Source organism: Pseudoalteromonas sp. SWYJZ12 (genome assembly GCF_015864395.1).
Taxonomy (GTDB): Bacteria; Pseudomonadota; Gammaproteobacteria; order Enterobacterales; family Alteromonadaceae; genus Pseudoalteromonas; species Pseudoalteromonas arctica.
Window position 1 is genome coordinate 89,025 of the sequence record NZ_JADYXH010000004.1, and the last position, 22,451, is coordinate 111,475.

Consider the following 22,451-nt stretch of genomic DNA (forward strand, 5'->3'; position numbering starts at 1 on the left):
CTTTTAGCTTGAAAAGATCTCAATGCCCTAGGTGTTGGGGTCTTTTTATTTGTGGAAAGAAAAAATGACCAATCTTCCAAGTATCAAACAGCTACAGTATTTATTAGCTGTTCATCAACATCAGCACTTTGGCAGAGCTGCCAGTGCCTGTTTTATAGGGCAATCTACTTTAAGCAGTGCTATTCAAAATCTTGAAGAAACGTTGGGTTGCCAGCTTATTGAACGCGAAAATCGCAGCCTTATGTTTACCAGTATTGGTGAAGAAGTTGTTGAGCGCTCTCGTAAAATAATTAACGATACAATTAGTTTAAAAGAGCTCACTAAAAGCTTTTTAACACCGCTGAGTGGTAAATTAACAGTGGGTTTTATACCTACAATTGCTAGCTTTATAGCGGCTCCTCTGTATCACTTTTGTAAAGAAACCTTTTGTGATTTAGAGCTGGTATTAATAGAAGATACGAGTGATAAGCTACTGGATAAACTTGAGCATGGGCATATTGATTTAGCGCTACTTGCACTGCCATACGAAACCGATAAATTTCATACACAAGTATTGGCAAAAGATCAGTTTAGTTTAGTGCACCATAAGGACTACAGCGCTGCAAAGGGCGTAGTCGACTTTAATCTATTACCAGAGGCTAGCGTATTCTTACTCGAGCGTGAGCACTGTATGACAGGCCATGCGCTTAGTGCATGTCATTTAAACCGTGCTAGTTGTATTAACCCATTTGAAGCAGCAAGCTTGCATACATTATTGAGTATGGTTGAGCATCAGCTCGGGGTGACTTTTTTACCACAAATGGCGATTAACGCCGGAATTTTAGATAATAAAAATATGGTGGCAACACCATCACAAAGCGATGCATATAGAGATATTGGCATATTGTGGCGGAAAACTACGGGGCGGATCCGCGACTTTAAGTTATTTAGTCAACAGCTTGAGATATTTTTAAAGCGCCAATGTAGTTTAGATTTTTCTAAATAAGAATAGGAAATGAATGAAAGCAGCTTATAAAGGCTGCTTTTGATTTTTAAGATGGCTTTCAAAAGGCTCAAGTTCGGGTAAAAATAGTAAATAAATCCATACCACTAAGTTAAAGTAAGGCACGCAGCCTAATACAGTAAAAACCTTAACTGGGTAGCCTTTAATATTTGCGTAACGATAACACTGATACGCGATTGCAAAATGTATAATCAGTAATAACATAACTAGCTGTGTCATACCTTTCTCCTTAAAAGCTTAAATAGCTTTGAAACCCACTATAAATATCAGTACTATGCCGCCAAAAGGTAATGTCATGTTTTTAAAGTGAAATGCATTAAAATGCACGACATTTCTTATTTGATACTGAAAGTATAGGCAAGAAAGGTAATATTGGTAGTAACAAATTGTTTAATTTTGTTTATTTTGGGCTAGCTTGTTGTTGGTAAAACGTTTTATTTTTTGAAATTTTTTCAAGTTCATCTTTTACTTTTTCAACAGGTACTGGGCGTGCAATAAAGTAGCCTTGTCCATAATCAACACCTATCTCTTTTAGTGCAAAAAATATCTCTTCGTTTTCGACGTACTCAGCTACAGAGCGCTTATCGAGAGACCGACTAATATCATTTATTGCTTTTACTAACGCTAAGTCTATAGGGTCATTAAGCATGTCGCTTACAAATGAGCCATCAATTTTTACATGCTGTGCTGGAAGCTGCTTTAAATAGTTAAATGTACTAAAGCCAGTTCCAAAATCGTCAATAGAAAAATGACAGCCTAAGCTATTAAGCTTCTCAATCATTTTACGAGTCGCTTTTAAGTTGTTAATACTTGCTGATTCAGTTATTTCAAAAATTATCCGCGAAGGGGGCACGTTATACTTTTCAAGGTTTGATTCAATTAATGGCAATAAACGTTCATCTAAGAATGATTGTGCTGACAAATTAATAGCAACTTGGTTTAACTCTGGGTGCTTAGACACGCAAGCAACGGCATTACGTATAACGCATTGATCCATCAAAAATGTGTCGTTAAGCATCTCTAAAGAGGGAATAAATTGATTTGGGTACACAAGTTCACCTTTGAGTTTTAAGCGTAAGAGCGCTTCAAAATAAGCAACTTTACACTCTTTAAAATCCCAAATAGGTTGGTAATGTAGTTCAATATTATCTTGCTGCAATGCTTGGCGAATTTCGTGACCCCATTCAAGCCCAGTTTGAAGCGTATTGTTTTGAGCGTCCTCTTTTGAGTAGCAATGTACTAAGTTACGCCCTAAATTTTTGGCAATATACAGAGCAATATCGGCTTGTTTTAAACATTCATTAGGATCATTGTTTTGTGTCGTAATTTGAGTTAAACCAATAGAGCAGCTAATTGTGTATATCTGATCTTCTGATTTAAAAGCATGTTTTTCTATTGCGCTGCACACACCTTCAGCAATAAGGTGTGCATCTAGTAAATTCATATCGGTAAGTATTACTGCAAACTCATCGCCGCCTATTCGGCACACTAAATGGTCTTCGCCAATATTTGCTTTAAATAATTGCGCGACTTCTTTTAATACTATGTCACCTTGGTGGTGACCTTTGCTGTCGTTTATTATTTTAAAGTGATCGAGGTCAATATAAATAACAGCATGCTCTATGCCATCATACGTGTATTTATCTTGGCATATTTTATTAAGCTGTTGATCAAAGTAATAACGGTTATGTAAACCAGTTAATGGGTCATGGTGTGCTAAATGACGTAGTTGGATCTCTGCTTGTTTACGTTCGTGTATGTTGTCGATAGTGGCGGTTATGGTCGCGTTATTACGACTATTTTTGATTAGCTGTAATCTGCATTCGACCCAAATTAAATTGCCATTTTTATGGGTGAGCTTTACTTCTATTTGTTGCTGTTGCTCGCCACCATGTAAAATGTCATTAATAGTATAATTTAGTCTTCCTTTATCTTCGTTATTACAATAAGCGCTTAGTGGGGTTTGTAGTGATGATTTAACACCAAAACCGCTTAATGTCTCCCATGCAGGGTTAATAAAACGAATATGCCCTTGCTGATCAAGCTCTAAAACAACCGTATTCAAATGCAATAAAATACGCTGATGAGCCGAAAATAACTCTTTGTAACGCACTTCGCTCACGCTTAGCTGCTCTACTTTGTAAGCAAACTCAGCATAACTCACCATAAAATCTTCACGTCGTGCGGCGTGGTCACACACTTTATTTAAAAATGAAGGGTCGTATGGGGCTCTAATAAAATCGGTAACACCGGACAGCAAAAGCTGCTCAGCGTAATCAGCATCATCACTTTCTATAATCGTAACAATAGCTTGTTTAGAATTGTGCTGTAGGATTTCTTCAACGAGTACACTTGAGCTCTCTGCACTTGATGTAGTGGCATCGAGTAGCACAATTGAAAACTGCTGTTGGTTGTAAGCGTTTAGTGCTGCTTTGGCTGAGGTAACGTGAGTAATAGCAAAGTTTAACTTTAACTGTTCACTTATTTTGTCGGCCGTATTTTTAAGTGGCTCTAATAATAATAAGTTTAGCCGACTACTTTTTTCTAAGTGAGTAGATAAAACATTCGCAAGTACTTGAGGGAGCATGTCTTTATGTTCAAACGGCAGTACAGCATCTATCCCGTAGCTTCGGGCTGTTGTTTCTGCAATACGCTCACAGTAAATTGGCGGAATAAGTAAAATTGGGGTGTTTTTTGGTGTTTTTAATAATCCTGAGCGGATCATCCTCGAAAAGCGCCAGCCGTCAATTTTTCCAACATTAATGCCCGTTATTATAATATCAACAGGGTGTTGTTTTAAAAGCTTTAAAGCTTGTTGGCTATCTTGCGCATCAATAAAGGTAAATACATTTAAGCTATCTAAAGTGCCTTTAATCGCGCGACGTTCAGCACTACTTGCGTTTAATATTAGCAATTTAAGCTGGTTTGGCACGTGTTGAACACCCCTAATGTAACTTATAATAATTTAGCCGAACAAGAATAGTGACATTTAACCATAAGAACAAGAAAATTTAATGAGAAACACGCAAACAAGATATTATAAGTTTGGCTGATTTCTTGAGCTTAATACCCGATACATATACACTTGGCGCGATTTTAAATGATGTGGATTACTAATTATGCGCGTGGCTGACTTTAGCTTTGACTTACCTGATGAATTAATAGCTCGTTTTCCTAAAGCGGACAGAACTAGCAGCCGTTTACTTACTTTAGATGGCCCAAGCGGAACTCTAGAACATAAAGTGTTTAGCGACATACTTGATTTAGTAAACGAAGGCGATTTGTTAGTCTTTAACAATACACGCGTAATTCCAGCACGTATGTTTGGTCAAAAAGCCTCTGGCGGCAAAGTTGAAGTGCTTGTAGAGCGAGTGCTAGATGAACATCGCGTACTTGCGCACGTACGCGCGAGCAAGTCGCTTAAGGTTGGTAACGAAGTTATTTTAGAGGGCAAAGCCAAGGCAATAATGGTTGCACGCCACGATACATTATTTGAGCTTGAGTTTGATCATAGCCAAAACGTGCTAGATATACTTAATGATATTGGTCATATGCCACTGCCTCCTTATATTGACCGACCTGATACCGAAGCTGATCGCGAGCGTTACCAAACTGTTTATGGAGAAAAGCCAGGTGCAGTTGCTGCGCCAACAGCGGGCTTACATTTTGACGATAAGTTAATGACGGCACTAAAAGATAAAGGTGTAAACATGGCTTTTGTTACTTTGCACGTTGGCGCCGGTACTTTTCAGCCAGTACGAGTGGATAGTGTTGATGAGCATGTAATGCATTCCGAGTACATTGAAGTACCCGATGATGTAGTTGCTGCCGTTGCACAAACCAAAGCAAGTGGCGGGCGCGTAATTGCGGTTGGCACAACATCAGTACGCTCATTAGAGTCGGCAGCTAAAGTTCACGGCGGCAAATTAGATACGTATTTTGGTGATACCGATATATTTATTTTTCCGGGTTACCAATTTAATGTTGTTGACGCCATGGTCACTAATTTTCACTTACCAGAATCAACGCTTATAATGTTAGTCAGCGCTTTTAGCGGACAAGACAATATTATGGGTGCATACAATACGGCAATTGAACAAAAGTACCGATTTTTTAGTTACGGTGATGCGATGTTTTTAACACGTAAGTAACCATTTATTATTTAATACTCATTAAAAAACACTAAAAACCCCAGCAACGAAGCTGGGGTTTTTGTTTAGCATAATAAGCAAACCTGAATTTATCGCAGCTAATAGTATTAATGAGGCAAAAAGGGTAGAATCGAGCGGTTAAATTATAGCTTGTTGGACTGTTTTTCTGACATTGAGGATGATATGAAATTTGAATTAGATTGTACTGACGGAAAAGCGCGCCGCGGCCGCTTAATTTTTGACCGTGGTGTAATAGAAACACCTGCATTTATGCCTGTTGGTACTTACGGTACTGTAAAAGGTATGACGCCAGATGAAGTAAAAGCCACTGGTGCGCAAATATGTTTAGGTAATACCTTTCATTTAATGCTTCGTCCAGGTACTGAAATCATTAAGCAACATGGTGATTTACACGACTTTATGAATTGGGATTTCCCAATTTTAACTGACTCAGGCGGTTTTCAAGTATTTAGCTTAGGCGCAATGCGTAAAATCACTGAAGAAGGCGTGTTATTTCAATCTCCAGTAAATGGTGATGAAATTATGATGTCGCCTGAAAAGTCGATGGAAGTACAGCGCGACTTAGGCTCAGATATTGTTATGATTTTTGACGAGTGTACGCCATATCCAGCAACTGAAAAAGAAGCTAAAGATTCTATGGAGTTATCTCTTCGTTGGGCTAAGCGCTCAAAAGAAGGGCATGGCGACAATCCATCTGCTTTGTTTGGTATTATTCAAGGTGGTATGTACCCAGAATTACGTGCACAATCGCAAGCAGGCTTAGAAGAAATTGGCTTTGATGGCTATGCATTAGGTGGTCTATCAGTAGGCGAGCCTAAAAACGAAATGATGAATATTCTTGATCATTGTGCGTTTAAAATGCCAGAAGACAAACCACGCTACCTTATGGGTGTAGGCAAGCCAGAGGATTTAGTTGAGTCTGTTCGCCGTGGTATTGATATGTTTGATTGTGTTATGCCTACGCGTAATGCACGAAATGGACATTTATTTATTACCACTGGCGTAGTTAAAATCCGTAACGCTGTGCATAAAACAGACACAGGGCCACTTGACCCTGAGTGTGATTGCCATACGTGTGGAAACTACTCACGAGCTTATTTGCATCACCTTGATAAATGTAATGAAATTTTAGGTGCACGACTAAACACAATTCATAACTTACGTTACTATCAACGTGTTATGGAAGGTTTACGTAACGCGATTAGCGAAGGTAAATTAGAAGAGTTTGTACAAGATTTTTATGCTCGCCGAGGCCAAGATGTGCCAGAGCTAGTAGATATAAAAAATTAAATATTAAAATTAAAGAGGAAGTACTATGAGTTTATTTATTTCAAATGCACACGCGGCAGCTGGTCAACCTGCGGCAAGTGGTGGTTGGGAAATGCTAATTATGTTAGCTATTTTCGGTTTGGTTTTTTACTTTTTGATCTACCGTCCACAAGCTAAGCGCGTTAAAGAACACAAAAGCTTAATGAGTATGATGGCCAAAGGCGATGAAGTACTTACCCAAGGCGGTTTAGTGGGTAAAATTGTGAAAATTTCTGAAGAGAAAGATTTCATCGTTATCTCTTTAAACGAGCAAGCAGAAGTAACAGTACAAAAATCTGCAGTATCTGCAGTATTGCCAAAAGGCACAATGAAGTCGCTATAAAAATAATAAGGACGACCCCGTGTTAAACAAGTTTCCAGTTTGGAAGTATTTACTTGTTTTAGCTGTGGTAGCCATTGGCCTTTTATATGCCTCTCCAAACTTGTATGGCCGCGATCCGGCTATACAAGTTTCAGGTGCTAAAGGCGCTGATGTCGATCTCAGTGTTGTAGACAAAGTAAACGCAATCCTTAAAAAAAATAATGTAACCGCTAAATCGACAATACTTGAAGATGGGCAAATTTTAGTTCGTTTAAAAAATGTTGAAGAACAGCTTAAAGCGCATGACTTACTGCGTGATTCGCTGAGCGACGATTACATTTCTGCCATTAATATGGCACCAGCTCAACCAGCTTGGTTAAAAGCGGTTGGTGGTAACCCTATGAAGCTAGGTCTTGATTTAAGTGGTGGCGTACATTTCACCATGGAAATCGACATGGCAACAGCGGTTGATAACCAGCTTGAGCAAATGGAGCAAGATTTTCGTAGTGACCTGCGCGAAGAAAAACTACGTTACCGTAGTGTTCGCCGCGTAGCAGGCTCCGATCGTATGCGTGTAGAAATGCGTACCGAAGAAGACAAAAATGCAGCAGAGAGCTTCTTAGAAACTCGCTACCCGCTAAATGTCTACATTGATGACAGCAGTAACGATAAAGCATTTTTTGCGACAATGAGTGAGCAAAAACTCAAAGAAATTCGTGACTACGCTATCAAGCAAAATGAAACGATTATTCGTAACCGTATCAACCAAATTGGTGTTGCAGAACCTAACGTACAACGCCAAGGCGCTGAGCGTATTATTGTTCAACTACCTGGTATTCAAGACACAGCACGCGCTAAAGAAATTTTAGGCGCGACAGCAACACTTGAATTTCGTGAAGTAGACGAAAATGCTGATATTAGCGCTGCTGCTCAAGGTCGTATCCCTGCGGGTACTGAAATGATCATGAGCCGCGACGGTTACCCTGTTGTACTTAAAAAGCGTATTATTCTAGAAGGCAGCCATATAACTGGCGCGCAATCTGGCGCTGATGAATACCAACGCCCGCAAGTGAGTATTACGCTAGATAGCAAAGGTGGGGCAAAAATGAATGCCTTTACCAAACGTGCTATTGGTAAGCGTATGGCAACGGTATTTATTGAGTACAAGCCATCAGGTAAAAAAGATGCAGACGGTAAGGCGCTTCCGCCTATTAAGGTTGAAGAAGTTATTAACGTAGCAACAATTCAAGCACGTCTTGATCGCTCGTTCCGTATTACAGGTATCGATAACCCAGCTGAAGCACATAACTTAAGTTTGCTACTTCGTGCAGGTGCGCTTGTAGCACCAATTCAAATTGTTGAAGAGCGCACTGTAGGTCCAAGTTTAGGTCAAGAAAATATTGAAGCGGGTATGACTGCGGTTGCACTTGGTTTTGCGTTTGTACTTGTGTTTATGCTTGTGTACTACAAAGGCTTTGGTATGGTTGCAAACCTTGCGCTTGCGGCTAACTTAGTACTGATTGTTGGTGTTATGTCTTTAATTCCAGGCGCGACACTTACGCTACCTGGTATTGCAGGTATTGTATTAACCGTAGGTATGGCAGTTGATGCTAACGTACTTATTTTTGAACGTATTCGTGAAGAGCTGGCCGATGGCCGCAGCCCTCAACAAGCGATTCATTTCGGTTACGATAGCGCATTTAGCACTATATTTGATGCTAACATCACCACGTTAATCGCTGCCATTATACTGTTTGCAGTAGGCACAGGTCCGATTGCGGGCTTTGCAGTGACACTTGCGATTGGTATTTTAACTTCAATGTTTACAGCCATTGTTGGTACCCGTGCGGTAATCAACTTATTTGTTGGTGGTAAACGTATTGATAAACTTTCGATTTAAGGAGCTGACATGCAAATTTTAAGTTTGGGTAGTAGAACCCTTCGTTTCATGTCTCTTCGTAAAGTGGCTATGGGTTTTTCGACGTTATTAATTTTAGCGTCGTTTGCATCAGTTTTTGTTAAAGGTCTAAATTTTGGTTTAGATTTTACCGGCGGTACTGCGGTAGAAGTTGGTTTTTCACAGCCAGCAGACCTTAAAAAAGTACGTGCTGCGCTAGCTGATAATGGTTTTGCTGATGCATCAGTACAACTATTTGGTTCAAGCCAAGAGATTTTAGTTCGTTTAGCACCGCGCGGTAGTGATGTTAAAGCTGAAGTAATTGGTAACCAAGTAATCGATGCGCTTAAAAAAGCTGATGACAGCGTAGTAATGCGCCGTATTGAGTTTGTGGGCCCAAGTGTAGGTGAAGACTTAAAAGAGCAGGGTGGCCTTGCCATGTTAACTGCACTTATTTGTATCTTAATCTACGTTGCATTTCGTTTTGAATGGCGCTTTGCTGTGGGTGCGGTAGGTGCACTACTACACGATGTTATTATTACTGTGGGTTTATTTTCGATATTAGGTTTAGAGTTTGATTTAACTATATTAGCGGCAATTCTTGCGGTAATAGGTTATTCACTTAACGATACGATTGTTGTATCTGACCGTATTCGTGAAAACTTCCGTAAAGTGCGCATTGACGATACTGTAGAAATTATTGATATTTCACTTACGCAAACACTTAACCGTACACTTGTAACTTCAATCACCACTATTTTAGTATTGATTGCTTTGTTTGCATGGGGCGGACAAACCATTCATGGCTTTGCAACTGCATTGCTGTTTGGTGTGTTTATTGGTACTTATTCTTCGATTTATGTTGCGAGCTCTGTTGCTATAGCAATGGGCGTAAGCAAAGAAGACTTAATACCAGAAGTAATTGAAAAAGAAGGTGCAGACCTAGACGCAATGCCGTAGTAGAGTCTCATTAAATAAAAACCGCTCCTATGAGCGGTTTTTTTATACCTGCAATTTATTAATTATTCAGGCGTCTAAGTTTTCATTAGCGGATGTAACAGTGCAAGCTTACGAAAACAGTGCTAACTTTGTAGTGTGAATCGGTAGGACCTTTTTGCAATAATGTATAAATCGCCACAGGTTAAGGCACCGGCCACTGAGGCTAAAATAAGCCAAGTGTTATCGCTCTAGTTATCTATTTATTCATGTGCTCAAGGGGTGCTTTAGAAGTGTTTAGCCTTTCAGCCAATAATAGGTAATTTAAACAAAGCAGGTAATTATTATGTTACCAATAAAAGTTTCTATCAGTGTATTTAGTTTGTTTGTAAGTTTTTCACTCATGGCGCAAGAGCAAATAATTAATGTTGCTCAAAAGCAAGATACCCAAAACGCACGAGAAGAGTACCTCAATGAGTTATTAGTACGTGCACTTGAAAGTGTTAACTACCCCGGTGTTATCCGAATGACCCCCATATCAGAACTGCAAAAGCGTAAGTTAATAAACCTAGATGATAACGAATTAGATATGTATTGGAGTATGAGTAGTCCAGAGCGAGAGGCGCTTGCTTTGGCGATAAAAATACCACTATTTAAAGGCTATATAGGTAAGCGAGCTTTATTAACTAATAAGCAAAACTTGGCGCGCTTTAAAAAGGTAAAAAATATTGAGCAGCTAGCTACGTTTTCGGCTGTACAAGGGCACAACTGGCCAGATACAAGAATAATGTCCTATAACGGATTACATGTAAGGCCGCTTACTAACTACCAAGCCATGTTCACTTTAACGAGCCGTGGTCGAATAGATTACTTTCCTCGTTCGTTTATTGAGGTTAACTCTGAGCTTATTGAAAACAAACAAAGTAATTTAGTAATCGTGCCTAATTTATACATAAGTTATCCAACCGGTATTTATTACTTTGTGACTAAGAGTAAACCTGAATTAGCAAAGGCTGTTGAAGAGGGATTAATAGTGATGCAGGAAAGCGGTGAATTTGACGCATTATTTAATGAATACTTCGCAAAGGATTTAAATACACTACCTTATACAAAAGGCAAAACGATAGAGATTAAGCTCGATAACCCTTATTTTTAGGCACAAAAAAAGGAGCCTGAGCTCCTTTTTAGCATGCTATTAATAGCATCAAATTAGCGAAGTAACGACTCAGTTAATACTGGACGAATTTCACGAATAATTGCTTGAGTCAATTTTGGTGAACCACAGATAATATTGCCGCTGTGGTTATAGTTATTACCACCAGCGAAATCTACAACCATACCGCCCGCTTCTTTAACCATAAGTTCGCCTGCAGCAGAGTTCCAAGGTTTTAAACCAATTTCAAAAAATCCATCAACACGACCAGCTGCAACGTATGCCATATCTAAAGCAGAACAACCTGCACGGCGAATGTCTGCAGTGTGTACAAACAATGCTTTAAACGCTTCAGTGTATGCATCCATGTGGTTTTTGTTTTTGAAAGGGAAACCAGTAGCAAGTACAGTGCCTGCAAGAACCGTAGTTTTGCTAACACGTAGACGTTTGCTGTTTAACTGAGTGCCTTGACCGCGAGATGCAGTGAAAAGCTCACCACGAATTGGATCATAAATAACAGCTTGGTCTAAACGACCTTTAACTTTAAGTGCGATAGAAACCGCGTAATGAGGGATACCTTTGATGAAGTTAGTTGTTCCATCGATAGGATCTACAATCCATTGGTAATCATCATCCTTGCCTTTATGCTCACCTAATTCTTCACCAACAATAGAGTGAGTAGGGTAAGACTGTAAAATAGTGTCACGAATTACGGCTTCGGCTTCTTTATCAATGTTAGTTACTAAGTCGTTAGCGCCTTTTTGTTGCACTTCAACTTTTGATAAATCTTCACTTGCGCGAAGTAAAATTTTGCCTGCGTTGCGCGCAGCGCGAACCGCAATGTTTAACATTGGATGCATGGTATTACCTTTGGGTTGTAAAAGAACGTTTATATATTTCAGCCGGCGTATTTTAGCGACTTTTGACATAAAGTAAACAATAAACCCCAAATACTTATGTTTGTTTTTTATACAAGATTGAAAAGTGTCTATATTTTTAAAAAATAATAATGAGCAATTAATAAGTCACTATGTTCCTTTGTGTGTTAATTAAATTGAATTAATTTTAAATAACGCTTTACCTAAAGTTAGCTTGAGGTTTTATCGTGCCCCTAACTTAATTGATAGGACAACATTATGTATTTAGAGCACGTAAACTTAGTCGCGAGTGATATAGGCAGCATGCTTAAATTTTATCGCGCTGTATTTCCACATTGGTCGATTAGAAGTGAGGGCAGAGGCGATTGGCATGGAAAACCAAGACGCTGGGTACACTTTGGAGATGACACGCATTACATTGCGATAAGCAGTCATGGGGAGGGTGAAAACAGAAACTTATCGGGCTATCAAATTGGTTTTGCACACTTTGCTTATGTAACTAATAATTTAAGCGCAGTAGTAATGCGCTTAAATAAAGTGGGTTTTACTCTAAGCAAGCAAGGTAGCGAGAATCCTTTCAGAAAGAATGTCTACTTTATTGATCCCGCCGGGTTTGAGGTGGAATTTGTAGAGTATTTAAGTGATGTACCAAGCGAGCGAAATAACGATTTATAATAAAATACCAAGCAGCACGCTAAAGTGCTGCTACTCAATTATAGTGAGCGGTTATTATTACCGGTGCCAAACTGGGTTTTTAGCTCATTTGCAAAGCTCATAAATTTTTCTTTAATTGTGCGCTTTATTTTTACTTCAACCGATCCCATAACTGCCTTTCCTTCAATATGAATAGTAGGACCTTGGCGTTTGTTAAGCGACACCGATTTATTTTCAAGACTACTTAAAATACAAAACATTTTAGACACTACATTTACATGCTCTGGTACATAAATCTCATCGCTACCAAAAATACAGTTAACGTGAATAGTTACATTTTGATGCGCAAAAATGGCATCAGTAAAATCAAGTACCACCGATCCCATAAAGTTACTTAAATATATATTTTTTGGCACGACCCACTGACCGCTTCGTTCGTTAGAGCCTAAAATACTACGTAATGTAAAATCATCATCACTGTTTTGCTGTGCACTATAATGTGGTTTAAATTGCGATTGTTTTTCTGCTTTATATTGCTGATCGGTATTAAGTGTTAAGTCTTCTACTAAGGCTAAAAGAGCGTCGTTATTAGGTGCATCCATCGCGCTATCGAGTCGTCTCTCAAATGCATCAACAGAAATAACCCCATGACTGTAATTATAAATTAATTGGTCAATTACTTGTTCGCGTACTTGCTCTATTGGGCGGTCTTCAACTTTTACAGACATGGGGCATTCCTTATTATATTTACTATTGATACTGCTCTTGATGTTTATATGCAAAGCACGCACCAAATATAATCACCCTAATTATCAGTAGGTTAATTTATAATGATGTTTTTTATTTTGTTATATTAACGATAGATTAACCAAAAATGCAATTATCTAGCTATTTTCACTATTTGAGAAAGTTTTACCGAGTAGCCTGTAAATAGTTACACAACTATAGATAATGCCTCACTCCAAAATAAACTCAACCTATTGAAATGTAAGTATAAATAAAGTTGGCCCAAAGCTCGCATTAGTTAAAGTGTCTTTAATCAAAAGGAGAAAGATTATGAAAACATTTAACAAGTCTATTATCGCAGCTCTAGTTCTTGGTACTACGGCTATGGGTGCCCAAGCAAACAGCTGGGAAAACGAAAGTAAAGATGCTTGGATTGATGGTAAGGCAGAAACAGTTCTACTTATGAACACTAATCTAAACAACTTTGACATTAACACTGATGTAAAAAATGGCAAAGTAGTACTTACAGGTAAAGTTAATAGCGAGCTTGATAAAGAGCTAGCAGAAGAACTTGTACTTAGCCTAGATGGTGTATCTGATGTTGATAACAGCCTTACTGTTGTTAAAAGCATGGATACCAAAGATAAAAGCAACGACATGATGGACGATGATGATAACGACCTAACGGACGCTAAAATCACCACTGTAATCACAACTCGCTTCCTGTTTGACTCAGAAGTTGGTGGTACAGACATCGATGTTGATACCGACAATGGTATTGTAACTCTGAACGGTTCAGTAGAGTCTGAAGCTGAAAAACAACTAGCAGTTAAAATTGCTAAAAATGCTGAAGATGTTCGTGACGTAGTTGATAAACTAGCTATTGTTGCTGAATAATATAGTATAGTTAAGGCCCACTAACACTGGGCTTTACGTCTTTTTAATGCTTAATTTAAATGGAGTTTAGTCATGGATATTATTCGTATAATACTTTCGGTTTTATTACCGCCATTAGGTGTGTTTTTGCAAGTTGGCTTAGGTATGCATTTTTGGTTAAATATTTTATTAACACTGCTAGGTTATTTCCCAGGGTTAATACATGCAATCTACATTATTGCGAAAAAATAATGACAGATTATATATTGTGTAAGCCGACTACTGAGGCCTAATGATACAAGTGCCCCAGTACTGTTCGGCTCACAATATTAGTTTTTAAAGTAAATATTTTTTATCAAAATCTAATTTTTAATTTACTCAAACTAAGTGATTTATTTCTTGTAACTCACTCCCAAAATTCCCTCAGCCAAAGTATTGTTTACTTCAATTAAGCTTTCTAACTAACCGCAGTGTTCTGATTCTGTATTGATGCCAGTTAGGAAATCTTTAACATTAGTTTGTTTATATATCTACAATACGCGATTAATTACTCTATTATTTAGTGACAATATTACCATCACTTCTAGTGTTATCATTACACCAAGCTTTTACGCATATTGAGGTAGCTAATTGAATATTCGACTTATACTGTCAGGCGTTGTGTCATTCGTTTTTTATTTTAGCTGGGCCTACTGGGCGAACAGTTCGGCAGATATTGCTAAATCGGTCACGCTTCAAGCTGCATTAGTACAAGGTTTGTATAGTGGATTTGTAACGCTGTTTTTTACTTTTATTTTAGAAAAGGTCGTCAACAAGTATAAGTCTAGTTATGTAACGCTTGCGTTCGTAACTCCAATTATTTGTATGTTTCATTCTAAAACACCACAAAACGTAGCAATACGACAAAGCTTCAATAATGCAATTAACTCTAGCGCCTCGTATTTAGGTAACAAAAAAATAGCAGGTGTACTTTTTGCGCCTATTATTCCGATTACTGTTCAATCGAGCTTAGTGATTATGGTGAATGTAATTAATCAGACACCTAATTTGGCACTTACAGTAGCCCCAAGCATATTTTTTACAGCCTTGTATGCCTACACATATATGTTAGCTTTACTTAAAAAAGTAGAGCGTTAAATATAAAAGACTACATGTGGGAGGAGGGTTTTATAATTTAATGCAGAGAATATCATGGGAAATATCTTGTATTTTATGCTTATACCCACCCAAAAGATTACTATTTAAGCAGTTAGCTTACTGATTGTTAAAATAAAGGTGTTTGGTAGTGACAAGCACCTAAAAAGTTTTTATACTGCAACCCGCTTTAGTCGCTCTGTGACTGAACGCTTCAAAAATTAACTGCCTAGCAGTTATATAAAAGTTGGCCCCTTAGCTCAGTTGGTTAGAGCACACGACTCATAATCGTTAGGTCCCCAGTTCGAGTCTGGGAGGGGCCACCACTTTTACAAACTTTCCAAAAAAATACCTACTCAAATTATTTAATGCTACATGAATTTAATATCGTGTAATTTATTATTCTTTATCTACCCCTAATAATAAATATAATTTAAATAAAGTTAATCCATAGATTAAGCTAAGCTTTCTTAAATTTGAAAGAGTGCGAATGCACTATTAAATTCCAGCATTAGATCGGACGCTATTCATGCTCTGTCTTGTAAATAATAATGAGCTGCATCTGATTTCAGAATACAAAAAAAGCCCCTATTGGGGCTTTTTACTTACTAGTGTTTACTTCTATTGCTCAAAACTACAAGAGTTAACTAATTTTTACGGTATATCTCATGCTCAATATCGTAAATATTTACGCTTAAACTGTCTGATGCTCTGCAGTATGTTTTTAAGCATGAAAGTAGCAGTTCGCTTAACATTTGTTTTTGCTCAATTGAGCGTCCCGCTAAAATATGTACCGCGATATGTATAAACCCTGATTTTCCTGCGCCAAGTTGATATTGCTGATAAGCAATAGCGCGTGTTTTGATGGTTTCTAATTCAAATAAGTTACTTTCGAAAGCGGTAGTGTGAATTTTTTCTACCAGTACTTGTGGTAAAATAGGGAGGTCTTCTGAGTGTTCAATAATAATGTGCGGCATTTAGGCGTTTCCTATTATGAGTTACTGCATGAGCGAGAGTTAATTGTATCAAATACAACAGGGTTCACTAAACCCTGAGCTATCTAAAATCTTTACTTTAAACTAATTTAGTCGTATTTATTTTTGATGTTAGTATAAAAACAAACAGGTGAACCTTCGCTTAGTAACGTAGGTGCTAAGTTACTTATATATTAATTGAGGATAAGTATGAAATTACCACAAAAATTTAAACGTTTAGCTTTACTTACAGGTGCAGTTGTTACATTAAGTGCTTGCTCTGACGATGTTGCATCGGTAAGTCTGGGATTATTTACAACTAAAGATGTTGTGGTTAATTCGCAGCAAGATCCAATCCTTGAAGGCGTTACTTGTCATATTAGTCATATAGAGGCTAATTTGGACTTTTCTGATCCCTCTGATATGTCTATAGCATGTCGTCAAACGGGTCCTATTACAGCGCAGCAGCTACAAAAAATAGACCGCAGTAAATCAGGTGAAGTGATATTCAAATCATCTAAAAGTATATTATTTAAATCACTAAAAGTGCGCCGTATTTACGATGCTGAGAATCGTACTTTATTGTACTTATCGTATTCAACTAAAGAATCCAGTGGTAGCCACCACCATGCACTATCAACAGTGCCGCTATACAATACTCAAGCGTGGGATTGGGCGCTTACACAAAAAAACTAAACTAGCACTAAAACTTATAAGAGCACCTTATGTTAGCTTTATTTAAATCGGCACCTTTATTGGAAGATCAAGAGCAGCAATGGCTTATTGATACATTTATTTGGGCTGTAGAAAATTTTGATGCTGAGTTTTTTACAAAGCACACTCAAATAATACTGCCAACGGCCACTTTTTTCCCCGATTCGGTATCGAGCATTGAGGAAATGGCAACCAATGTCTTTACCCGCGTTACTAATTACGCGGGTATGAATGCATGGCCTATTCAATTAGTCGCACCTCAGCAGTTACAACCGCAAGTTTTTCCGCACTTTGAATTTAGTGATGAAATACGTGGCGAAGGCAGCCATTTAATTGTGCCGCCAAGCCATAAGGTCAGTATCTCTTTTAATCCTAATCAGATTAATCAGCCACAAGATTTAGTGGCAAGTTATGCGGGTACTCTGGCCACCATACTTATTCATCACGTTGGGGTTCTACCGCCAGGCGGTAGGGAGTATTTACCACAAGCTGCCGATGCGCTTGCTTGTTTTTTAGGATTTGGTGTGATGATGAGTAACACGGTGTATCAGTTTAAAGGCGGTTGTGGCTCTTGTTATAATCCATACGCTAACCGTGAAGCTAAGTTAAGTGAAACACATACGGTATTTATGCATGCCCTGATTAGCTACTTTAAAAACGATAAAGTGTCTAAAAAGCATTTAAAGCCGCATTTACGTGGTCAGTTTAAAAAAGCACAAAAAGAAATTAAAGCATTGGTAAATAACTCGGCCAACCCGCTGTTATTAGCTTATTCGCCAAACTAGCAAGGACCTGCGTGGAATACTTAGATGAATTTTTACTGATTGTTATTGCTCATTTTTTTGCAGTAGCAAGCCCCGGGCCTGACTTTGCCGTAGTACTTAAGCAAAGCGTGCAGCAAGGTAGGCGCAATGCATTGTGGACAAGCGCCGGTGTTGGCGCTGCTATTTTACTGCACGTTGCCTATTGCGTTTTAGGTGTTGCGCTTATTTTAACGCAATCGCCTAGTTTATTTATGGCACTTAAGTATCTTGCCGGTGCATATTTAGCTTATTTAGGCGTACAAGCACTCAGAGCTGCAAAACCTCCAGCAAGTAATGAAGGCGAGGCTGCAAAAGATGTTGAAAACAAAACCGTCCAAGAAGAATCCGTTTGGCTTGCTTTTAGGCGCGGCTTTTTCACAAATGCATTAAACCCAAAAGCCACGTTATTTTTTATGTCGTTATTTACACTCGTGATTAGCCCAACAACACCGACTAGCGTACAGGTCGGTTACGGTGTGTACATGGCATTGGCTACTTGGGCGTGGTTTTCAATGCTTTCAATAATACTTTCCAGAAATAATGTAAGGGGTTTTTTCCAACAACGCGGTTATTGGTTTGACCGTGGAATTGGCGTTATTTTAATTGCCCTTGCAGTACGTGTTGTTATTTAACTTATTTAAAAAGTACAGGAGATAAAATGCCGTTATATAATTTTTCGTTTGGCTCTAATATGTCATCTAATCGTTTGTTAGCGCGCTTACCTAATGTAAAGCGTGTAGGAACAGCGGTACTTAAAGGTTACGAGCTAACTTTTGATATGCTATTTAAAGATGGCTCTGGCAAATGCAGTATTTGCCCAAGCGATAAAGAAGGCGCGCTGGTTTACGGCATTATTTATGAGCTTAATGAAGATGAAAAAGTTATTTTAGATGGTATTGAGGGCGTAGGTTACGACTGCGTAGATATAGCCCCAACGCTTCTAACGGGTGAGACTGTAACTGCACATTGTTATATAGCTAATACCCATGACAGCGATGTACTCCCATACGATTGGTACATAAAACACGTTCATCGCGGATCACTTGAAGCGGGCGTACCAAAAGAATACAGTGATGCGATATTAAATCGCGCACAAAAAAGCGATACCAATCAAGAGCGCGCAGCAATTGAATTTGCAGTTCATCAAAAATAATAAAATAGGATTGATATGAAATTAACCAAACTTGCCGCAATTGCACTACTAGCAGGCACTACGTTTAGTAGCTGGGCACAAGTTGATACCAACAAAATTGATGACATTATTAAAGCGTCAATGGCACGTTTTGACGTACCCGGTATGGCAGTCGCCATTGTTGAAAACGATAAAGTAATATTTGCTAAAGGCTTTGGTGTAACTAATCTCGATACCAACAAAAAAGTAAACAAAGACACCTTGTTTGGTATTGCTTCAAACACGAAAGCGTTTACAACAGCAGCGCTAGCCAAGTTGGTTGATGAGGGGAAGTTAAGCTGGGATGACCGCGTAATTGATCATTTACCAGAGTTTAGATTATACGACTCATACGTAACACGCGAAATGCGTATTCGTGATTTATTAAGTCACCGCAGTGGGCTGGGGCTAGGGCAGGGCGATTTAATGATTTGGCCAAGTACCGATAAGTCAGTTGATGAAATTTTAGCGGGATTACAGTATTTAAAACCAGCGAGCAGTTTTCGTAGTAAATACGCTTATAACAACTTGATGTTTGTTACCGCTGGTGAGGTGGTTGCACGTGTGTCGGGTATCAGCTGGAACGATTACATCGAAAAAAATATATTACAGCCGCTGCACATGGATAACTCACGCGCGGGATTTTCACGTATTCCAAAAAGTAATAAAAACTGGGCGACAGGTCATATTCCTATGGATGGCACGCTTCATCCATTTTTTGTGAATTACTTAGAAGATTTTAGAGGTGCAGGTGCCATTGCTTCAAGTGTAAGCGATATGAGCCAATGGCTTCGTACGCAATTAGCAGGCGGTAAAATGCCAAGTGGCGAGCAGCTGTTTAGCGAAAAGCAACAAGCGCAAATGTGGCACCCACATATTACGTCTATGGCGTCTAAAAGTGCGTTTGAATCGTATCATCAGCAGTTTAGGGGTTATGGGTTAGGTTGGAGTATTGAAGACTACCACGGCTTTAAAAAGCTAGGTCATGGCGGTGGTATTTTAGGGATGGTATCGCAAGTTACTTTATTGCCTGAGAAAAAACTCGGTATTGTTATTTTATCTAATCAACAAGCTTTCGGTGCACTTTCGGCAGTAACCCATGAAGTACTTGAAGATGCACTTGAGCTCGAAGATAAAGACTGGGTAGAGGATTTAGCTAAAAGTCATTTTGAAGGTAAACAACAGGCGTACGCTAATGCAAAACCAGAAGCCCCCGCTGACTACCAACCACAATTACCAAACATTAATTACACCGGTACATTACACGATGATTGGTATGGCGATGTAATTATTGAACAACTTGATAGTAAATTGCATATTGATTTTACGCATACTAAGCGCTTAAAGGGGACACTTGAGCATTACACTGGAAATACATTTATAGTTAAGTGGGATGAAAAGCTACTTGAGGCGGATGCGTTTATTCGTTTTGAAATGAGCTCACAAAACCGTGTAAACAGCGCTAAAATGCGTGCAGTATCAACACAAGTTACCGACTTTAGCTTTGATTTTAGAAACCTACATTTAAAAGCAAAATAGCTAATAACATTGATATTCAAGGTATCGATATTTAAAGTGTCGATATTTAAAGTGTCGATATACACCAAAGTCGCAAAGCCACCATTAGGTGGCTTTGTTATATTAAACACTCAATTTACTTTGGCTAGGAGCATTTTATGCGTACTGCAGTTATTTCACACCCTCATTGCCGTAAACATAAAATGATAGACGACCATCCTGAGTGCCCAGAGCGCTTAGATGCAATTACCGACAGGTTATTAGCCAGCGGTGTAGATGTTGGCTTAACACACCTGCAGGCACCTAAGGCCGAGCGTGAGCATTATTTACTTGCTCACGATGAGGCTTTAGTTAAACACGTAGAAACTACACTACCAACCGAAGGACTCGCTAATTTAGATGGCGATACGTGGTTGTGCCCCGATTCGTTTAAAGCGATTGAGCGGGCAGTAGGTGCCGGGTTGTTAGCTGTTGATGAAATACTTGCCGATAAACTCGATGCTGCTTTTTGCTCAGTACGCCCGCCAGGGCATCATGCTAATAAAGATTCATCATCTGGGTTTTGTGTGTTTAATAACTTAGCTATTGCCGTTAAGTACGCACAAAGCAAAGGGATTAAGCGGATTGCGATTGCTGACTTTGATGTACACCATGGTAATGGCACACAAGACATTTTTATTGATGACGAAAACGTACTGCTTTGTTCGTTATTTCAGTATCCGTTTTACCCAAATACAGCGGTTAAAAATAATAGCCATATAGTTAATTCTCCTTTGCCAATTGCCAGCAATGGCGATGACCTAAAAGAGGTATTTACTGGGCAATGGTTACCAAAATTAAAAGCGTTTAAGCCTGAATTACTTTTTATAAGCGCAGGGTTTGATGCACACCTAGAAGATGATATGGCGAGCTTAAAGTTTGTAGAGGATGACTACATTTGGCTTACCGAGCAACTATGTGGTGTTGCTAAAGAGGGCGGCTGCAAAGGTGTTATTTCGTATTTAGAAGGTGGCTATGCGCTATCAGCTTTAGGTCGCAGTGCTGTAGCGCATATAAAAGTGCTTACTGATATCTAAATAAAGAGAGTGCTTATAGCCCTAATAAATCAAACGCCTGGGCTGTGCTTAGGGTTTTGATTTTACCAAGGCAGCATTGTCCTTCATTTAATAAGTAAGCTGTAACAAGCTGTGCTAGTTGCTCGCCATTCAATTCAGGGCAAGCAGTGCCTTGTAAATTAAGGTAGTCACCTTGCTTATTAAGTACTCGCACATCGCTTAGTTCACTTTGCATAACGCTGTGTAAGCACTCTTGTTGCTCTTGTTGGTTATGGGCTATCTCAAGCTCATTATAAATAACCAATAACTGTGGATAGCTGTTTAACATAGCCCGTTAACCTACGGTTACTTCATAAGACGTAAATTTACGAATATTAATAACGCCTTTTTCAAAAATTAAGTACTGGCCTTTAATACCTTGTAAAACACCACTTACAACAGGGTCTTTATCAAAGTTAAATGAGCTGATTTTTGTTGGGTATTCGGTTACTGGAAAGTTTAAATCAACTACATCTTCATCAAGTTGTTCTATTGCTGTTGCGCCAAATAATTCACTGAGCTCGTTTAGCTTTTCACTAATTTGTGGGATCAGCTCGGCTGCAGCTGCTTTTAAGTCAATTGCTTCGTTTTGACCTTTTAGCATATTGCGCCAATTCGTTTTATCGGCAATAAATTCAGCCAATGCAACTTCCACTAAACCTGATTGCAGGCGAGTTTGCACTTTAAAAATAGGTAATGCCTGAGTCGCGCCTTGATCAACCCAACGAGTCGGTATTTGTGTGTGGCGGGTAATACCTACTTTTAACCCAGAGGTGTTAGCGAGATATACATAGTGCGGAATCATGCAGTTTTCTTCACCCCACTGTGGCTCTCGGCACGTGCCTTGGTCGTAGTGGCAGGTTTCTGGTTTCATAATACACATATCGCAACTAGCGAGCTTGCGCATGCATACAAAACAGTGACCTTGAGAATAGCTTTTTTTGGTTTTTTTACCGCAGTTAGAACATAAAATAGTGCCACTAAAGGTAAGCGTAAGCTCCTTACCTATAAATGCATTTAAGTCTACTAGGTGTTCACCTACAGGTAAGTGATATTGTACTGGTTCGGTTAAGCTCGATTTTAATTTACGCAGTGTGCCTTGCATCTTTACTTGGCCC

24 protein-coding genes and 1 tRNA gene are annotated in these 22,451 nt (G+C 38.9%); 18 read left to right on the forward strand and 7 right to left on the reverse strand.

What is annotated here, in order from left to right; translation table 11 throughout:
* Positions 1 to 64 precede the first annotated feature (64 nt).
* Positions 65 to 985 carry a hydrogen peroxide-inducible genes activator gene (locus I6F42_RS06855; protein WP_197151582.1) on the forward strand — a complete coding sequence of 307 codons (921 nt, stop codon included), beginning with the start codon at positions 65 to 67 and terminating at the stop codon, positions 983 to 985.
* Between the two features lie 24 nt (positions 986 to 1,009).
* Here the strand turns inward: I6F42_RS06855 and I6F42_RS06860 are convergent, their stop codons facing one another.
* The gene (locus I6F42_RS06860) at positions 1,010 to 1,222 is read right to left on the reverse strand and encodes a hypothetical protein (RefSeq protein ID WP_024592496.1); all 213 of its coding nucleotides are present in this window, start codon (positions 1,220 to 1,222) and stop codon (positions 1,010 to 1,012) included.
* Positions 1,223 to 1,403: 181 nt separating this feature from the next.
* Positions 1,404 to 3,935, reverse strand: coding sequence for a GGDEF domain-containing protein (locus I6F42_RS06865; RefSeq protein WP_197151585.1), 2,532 nt, complete (start codon positions 3,933 to 3,935; stop codon positions 1,404 to 1,406).
* Between the two features lie 187 nt (positions 3,936 to 4,122).
* Here I6F42_RS06865 and queA point away from each other — a divergent pair, with 187 nt between their 5' ends.
* From queA to I6F42_RS06895, 6 genes are all read left to right on the forward strand, one after another.
* Positions 4,123 to 5,154 (forward strand): tRNA preQ1(34) S-adenosylmethionine ribosyltransferase-isomerase QueA, encoded by a 1,032-nt coding sequence (gene queA / locus I6F42_RS06870; RefSeq protein WP_010554380.1) that lies wholly within the window; start codon positions 4,123 to 4,125, stop codon positions 5,152 to 5,154.
* A 183-nt stretch (positions 5,155 to 5,337) separates the two neighbouring features.
* A complete protein-coding gene (tgt, locus tag I6F42_RS06875; RefSeq protein ID WP_007586471.1) occupies positions 5,338 to 6,465 on the forward strand; it encodes a tRNA guanosine(34) transglycosylase Tgt in 1,128 nt (375 codons plus the stop codon).
* 25 nt (positions 6,466 to 6,490) lie between these two features.
* Positions 6,491 to 6,826 (forward strand): preprotein translocase subunit YajC, encoded by a 336-nt coding sequence (gene yajC, locus I6F42_RS06880; RefSeq protein ID WP_007586472.1) that lies wholly within the window; start codon positions 6,491 to 6,493, stop codon positions 6,824 to 6,826.
* A gap of 19 nt (positions 6,827 to 6,845) precedes the next feature.
* Positions 6,846 to 8,705 carry a protein translocase subunit SecD gene (secD, locus tag I6F42_RS06885; RefSeq protein ID WP_182675640.1) on the forward strand — a complete coding sequence of 620 codons (1,860 nt, stop codon included), beginning with the start codon at positions 6,846 to 6,848 and terminating at the stop codon, positions 8,703 to 8,705.
* Positions 8,706 to 8,714: 9 nt separating this feature from the next.
* Positions 8,715 to 9,662 carry a protein translocase subunit SecF gene (gene secF / locus I6F42_RS06890; protein ID WP_007586474.1) on the forward strand — a complete coding sequence of 316 codons (948 nt, stop codon included), beginning with the start codon at positions 8,715 to 8,717 and terminating at the stop codon, positions 9,660 to 9,662.
* A 322-nt stretch (positions 9,663 to 9,984) separates the two neighbouring features.
* The gene (locus I6F42_RS06895; RefSeq protein ID WP_169060677.1) at positions 9,985 to 10,794 is read left to right on the forward strand and encodes an ABC transporter substrate-binding protein; all 810 of its coding nucleotides are present in this window, start codon (positions 9,985 to 9,987) and stop codon (positions 10,792 to 10,794) included.
* Between the two features lie 53 nt (positions 10,795 to 10,847).
* On the opposite strand, the gene suhB is transcribed toward I6F42_RS06895, so the two are convergent.
* Positions 10,848 to 11,651, reverse strand: coding sequence for an inositol-1-monophosphatase (suhB, locus tag I6F42_RS06900; RefSeq protein WP_002957826.1), 804 nt, complete (start codon positions 11,649 to 11,651; stop codon positions 10,848 to 10,850).
* A 276-nt stretch (positions 11,652 to 11,927) separates the two neighbouring features.
* On the opposite strand from suhB, the gene I6F42_RS06905 reads away from it, so the two are divergent.
* A complete protein-coding gene (locus I6F42_RS06905) occupies positions 11,928 to 12,344 on the forward strand; it encodes a VOC family protein (protein WP_197151587.1) in 417 nt (138 codons plus the stop codon).
* A gap of 38 nt (positions 12,345 to 12,382) precedes the next feature.
* Here I6F42_RS06905 and I6F42_RS06910 read toward each other — a convergent pair whose 3' ends face one another.
* Positions 12,383 to 13,051 (reverse strand): LiaF domain-containing protein, encoded by a 669-nt coding sequence (locus tag I6F42_RS06910; protein WP_007586484.1) that lies wholly within the window; start codon positions 13,049 to 13,051, stop codon positions 12,383 to 12,385.
* Between the two features lie 328 nt (positions 13,052 to 13,379).
* Between I6F42_RS06910 and I6F42_RS06915 the strand changes: the two genes are divergently transcribed.
* From I6F42_RS06915 to I6F42_RS06930, 4 genes are all read left to right on the forward strand, one after another.
* Positions 13,380 to 13,946 (forward strand): BON domain-containing protein, encoded by a 567-nt coding sequence (locus tag I6F42_RS06915; RefSeq protein WP_007586486.1) that lies wholly within the window; start codon positions 13,380 to 13,382, stop codon positions 13,944 to 13,946.
* 72 nt (positions 13,947 to 14,018) lie between these two features.
* Entirely contained in the window at positions 14,019 to 14,177 is a 159-nt protein-coding gene (locus I6F42_RS06920; protein WP_002957822.1) for a YqaE/Pmp3 family membrane protein, read from the forward strand.
* Positions 14,178 to 14,555: 378 nt separating this feature from the next.
* Positions 14,556 to 15,062, forward strand: coding sequence for a hypothetical protein (locus I6F42_RS06925; RefSeq protein WP_010553379.1), 507 nt, complete (start codon positions 14,556 to 14,558; stop codon positions 15,060 to 15,062).
* A gap of 246 nt (positions 15,063 to 15,308) precedes the next feature.
* Positions 15,309 to 15,385, forward strand: a tRNA-Ile gene (locus I6F42_RS06930).
* Positions 15,386 to 15,706: 321 nt separating this feature from the next.
* On the opposite strand, the gene I6F42_RS06935 is transcribed toward I6F42_RS06930, so the two are convergent.
* Positions 15,707 to 16,036, reverse strand: a complete 330-nt coding sequence (locus I6F42_RS06935; RefSeq protein ID WP_197151589.1) for a 5-carboxymethyl-2-hydroxymuconate Delta-isomerase — start codon at positions 16,034 to 16,036, stop codon at positions 15,707 to 15,709.
* Between the two features lie 207 nt (positions 16,037 to 16,243).
* Between I6F42_RS06935 and I6F42_RS06940 the strand changes: the two genes are divergently transcribed.
* The 6 genes from I6F42_RS06940 to I6F42_RS06965 all read left to right on the forward strand — a co-directional run bounded on the left by I6F42_RS06940 (position 16,244) and on the right by I6F42_RS06965 (position 21,315).
* Entirely contained in the window at positions 16,244 to 16,729 is a 486-nt protein-coding gene (locus tag I6F42_RS06940) for a CreA family protein (protein WP_010553378.1), read from the forward strand.
* Between the two features lie 29 nt (positions 16,730 to 16,758).
* Positions 16,759 to 17,532: a hypothetical protein gene (locus I6F42_RS06945; RefSeq protein WP_010553377.1), complete on the forward strand. Its 774-nt coding sequence runs from the start codon at positions 16,759 to 16,761 to the stop codon at positions 17,530 to 17,532.
* Positions 17,533 to 17,543: 11 nt separating this feature from the next.
* Positions 17,544 to 18,182: a LysE family translocator gene (locus I6F42_RS06950; RefSeq protein WP_007586498.1), complete on the forward strand. Its 639-nt coding sequence runs from the start codon at positions 17,544 to 17,546 to the stop codon at positions 18,180 to 18,182.
* A 26-nt stretch (positions 18,183 to 18,208) separates the two neighbouring features.
* A complete protein-coding gene (locus tag I6F42_RS06955) occupies positions 18,209 to 18,703 on the forward strand; it encodes a gamma-glutamylcyclotransferase family protein (protein WP_010553376.1) in 495 nt (164 codons plus the stop codon).
* A gap of 15 nt (positions 18,704 to 18,718) precedes the next feature.
* Positions 18,719 to 20,260 (forward strand): serine hydrolase, encoded by a 1,542-nt coding sequence (locus I6F42_RS06960; protein WP_010553375.1) that lies wholly within the window; start codon positions 18,719 to 18,721, stop codon positions 20,258 to 20,260.
* A gap of 137 nt (positions 20,261 to 20,397) precedes the next feature.
* On the forward strand, positions 20,398 to 21,315 hold the full coding sequence (locus I6F42_RS06965) for a histone deacetylase family protein (RefSeq protein ID WP_010553374.1): 918 nt from the start codon (positions 20,398 to 20,400) through the stop codon (positions 21,313 to 21,315).
* A 13-nt stretch (positions 21,316 to 21,328) separates the two neighbouring features.
* Here the strand turns inward: I6F42_RS06965 and I6F42_RS06970 are convergent, their stop codons facing one another.
* Positions 21,329 to 21,622, reverse strand: coding sequence for a hypothetical protein (locus I6F42_RS06970; RefSeq protein ID WP_010553373.1), 294 nt, complete (start codon positions 21,620 to 21,622; stop codon positions 21,329 to 21,331).
* Positions 21,623 to 21,628: 6 nt separating this feature from the next.
* Entirely contained in the window at positions 21,629 to 22,438 is an 810-nt protein-coding gene (locus tag I6F42_RS06975; protein ID WP_010553372.1) for a DUF2797 domain-containing protein, read from the reverse strand.
* Between the last annotated feature and the right edge of the window lie 13 nt (positions 22,439 to 22,451).

Coding starts and splice junctions, on each gene's coding strand:
- I6F42_RS06855 (WP_197151582.1), top strand. CDS start 65: ATGACCAATCTTCCAAGTATCAAACAGCTACAGTATTTATTAGCTGTT.
- I6F42_RS06860 (WP_024592496.1), bottom strand. CDS start 1,222: ATGACACAGCTAGTTATGTTATTACTGATTATACATTTTGCAATCGCG.
- queA (WP_010554380.1), top strand. CDS start 4,123: ATGCGCGTGGCTGACTTTAGCTTTGACTTACCTGATGAATTAATAGCT.
- tgt (WP_007586471.1), top strand. CDS start 5,338: ATGAAATTTGAATTAGATTGTACTGACGGAAAAGCGCGCCGCGGCCGC.
- yajC (WP_007586472.1), top strand. CDS start 6,491: ATGAGTTTATTTATTTCAAATGCACACGCGGCAGCTGGTCAACCTGCG.
- secF (WP_007586474.1), top strand. CDS start 8,715: ATGCAAATTTTAAGTTTGGGTAGTAGAACCCTTCGTTTCATGTCTCTT.
- I6F42_RS06895 (WP_169060677.1), top strand. CDS start 9,985: ATGTTACCAATAAAAGTTTCTATCAGTGTATTTAGTTTGTTTGTAAGT.
- suhB (WP_002957826.1), bottom strand. CDS start 11,651: ATGCATCCAATGTTAAACATTGCGGTTCGCGCTGCGCGCAACGCAGGC.
- I6F42_RS06905 (WP_197151587.1), top strand. CDS start 11,928: ATGTATTTAGAGCACGTAAACTTAGTCGCGAGTGATATAGGCAGCATG.
- I6F42_RS06910 (WP_007586484.1), bottom strand. CDS start 13,051: ATGTCTGTAAAAGTTGAAGACCGCCCAATAGAGCAAGTACGCGAACAA.
- I6F42_RS06915 (WP_007586486.1), top strand. CDS start 13,380: ATGAAAACATTTAACAAGTCTATTATCGCAGCTCTAGTTCTTGGTACT.
- I6F42_RS06920 (WP_002957822.1), top strand. CDS start 14,019: ATGGATATTATTCGTATAATACTTTCGGTTTTATTACCGCCATTAGGT.
- I6F42_RS06935 (WP_197151589.1), bottom strand. CDS start 16,036: ATGCCGCACATTATTATTGAACACTCAGAAGACCTCCCTATTTTACCA.
- I6F42_RS06940 (WP_010553378.1), top strand. CDS start 16,244: ATGAAATTACCACAAAAATTTAAACGTTTAGCTTTACTTACAGGTGCA.
- I6F42_RS06945 (WP_010553377.1), top strand. CDS start 16,759: ATGTTAGCTTTATTTAAATCGGCACCTTTATTGGAAGATCAAGAGCAG.
- I6F42_RS06955 (WP_010553376.1), top strand. CDS start 18,209: ATGCCGTTATATAATTTTTCGTTTGGCTCTAATATGTCATCTAATCGT.
- I6F42_RS06960 (WP_010553375.1), top strand. CDS start 18,719: ATGAAATTAACCAAACTTGCCGCAATTGCACTACTAGCAGGCACTACG.
- I6F42_RS06965 (WP_010553374.1), top strand. CDS start 20,398: ATGCGTACTGCAGTTATTTCACACCCTCATTGCCGTAAACATAAAATG.
- I6F42_RS06970 (WP_010553373.1), bottom strand. CDS start 21,622: ATGTTAAACAGCTATCCACAGTTATTGGTTATTTATAATGAGCTTGAG.
- I6F42_RS06975 (WP_010553372.1), bottom strand. CDS start 22,438: ATGCAAGGCACACTGCGTAAATTAAAATCGAGCTTAACCGAACCAGTA.